The organism is Calothrix sp. CCY 0018 (assembly GCF_963920925.1).
Taxonomy (GTDB): domain Bacteria; phylum Cyanobacteriota; class Cyanobacteriia; order Cyanobacteriales; family Nostocaceae; genus Rivularia.
Map to the genome: position 1 here is coordinate 1 of NZ_CAWUDI010000113.1, position 1,465 is coordinate 1,465.

At 38.2% G+C, this 1,465-nt stretch carries 2 protein-coding genes; both read right to left on the reverse strand.

The window, feature by feature from the left end:
- Positions 1-140: 140 nt before the first annotated feature.
- On the reverse strand, positions 141-560 hold the full coding sequence (locus ACM03V_RS34360) for an element excision factor XisH family protein (protein WP_414625293.1): 420 nt from the start codon (positions 558-560) through the stop codon (positions 141-143).
- A 313-nt stretch (positions 561-873) separates the two neighbouring features.
- The gene (locus ACM03V_RS34365; RefSeq protein ID WP_414625294.1) at positions 874-1,446 is read right to left on the reverse strand and encodes an NAD(P)H-dependent oxidoreductase; all 573 of its coding nucleotides are present in this window, start codon (positions 1,444-1,446) and stop codon (positions 874-876) included.
- Between the last annotated feature and the right edge of the window lie 19 nt (positions 1,447-1,465).

Genomic DNA, 1,465 nt, shown 5'->3' on the forward strand with positions numbered 1-1,465 from the left:
GTGTTGCAGCGATTTCTTGCTCATAATTTAGCATACTATGTAATGAAGAGCCAAAATTTGTTCAATTTCAACTTCCCCATAGCTCGGTTTATACTGAGAGCATTTAATTAATATTTGCTTAACTTTTTCTCGATATTCCTTTAACTTATCCATTCGACAATCTCCTCTCGATCAACATCATAGATAACTAATTTTAATTTATTTTCGTTTACAATTATTTGAGTAAAAGGTAAATTAAAAAAATCATTATAAATTGCTGATGGAACCGCTAAATATAAAATTCTCTCTGGGTCTTCTAAACGTAATGCTGTACGATAATTAATGAACTGACCTAATGCCATGTGAAATTCAGAGATTTTTGAAGCGCTAACAAAGTTTTTAATTTCAACTGCTACTTTATCCGTACCTTTTTGGGCAGCTAACAGTTTTTCAGCACCCAAATCAACTTGAATATCAACCCCGCCATAACGAATACTTAAAGGGTCATCTGTAATTATCCATCCCTCTTTTTCTAATAGATATCTCCGGAAATCATGTATCTGGTTCCAAATTACACACATACCTAACCCCCCTACCCCCCTTCCCTACCAGGGAATGGGGGTTTTTAAGCCTCTCTCCCAGTGGGGGAGAGGTTTGTATACAGTTCTTTTTTCTTTTCCGGAGATGTCTAATGCAGACCTAAAGATATTATGAAATAAATCGCGTGCCATATCATAAATAAATTCTGCACTAAATGCTAATCTTATTTTACCAACAAAACTCAACCGATTATCGGCTAAACCTATTCTAATACTGATACAATAATTATACTTATAAAAATAGGCGGGCAAGGATGCCCACCCTACAAGAATATAACTTTTATCTACAACAAACTTAATCTATATACTCCACTACATCTTCCGTCTCAAAGCGAACTTTAGCCATGTTTGCATACTTGTCACTAGGAAGCCGATATCCAGCCGCACAAACAACTACTGCGTGATATCCTTTGTCTTTTAATCCCAAAACTTCATCGTACTTATCGGGAACAAAACCTTCCATCGGACAGGTATCAACTTTTAACATTGCTGCGGTATACATGAAAAAGCCTAAAGCAATGTAAACTTGTCTGCTAGACCATGCATCTTTGTCAAGGGGATAAGGTGGTTCTTTGAGAAAACCTTTCACCATCTCACCAAGCCCTTGAAGTTTCTCAACAGGTGTATTTCGGACTTCCGACATCCGAGCCAGATAAGCATCAACATCCTGGCTGTTGACATCTTCTTTAATAGTCAAAACTACCAGATGTGAAGCTTCCTCAACCTGTTTTTGTCCCCAGGAATGCTCTACCAGTTGATGACGGATTTCGGGATTGCGAATTACTAAGAATTTCCAAGGTTGTACTCCAAAGGAGGAAGGAGCGAGAACCAAGCTGGTTGAGTCGATGGGGAGTATTATCTCCCGCACCTCTCAGTTAGATCCGGAC

Bases quoted from the DNA above. Each gene is read 5' to 3' on its own strand.
- ACM03V_RS34360 (WP_414625293.1), bottom strand. From the start codon at position 560: ATGTGTGTAATTTGGAACCAGATACATGATTTCCGGAGATATCTATTA.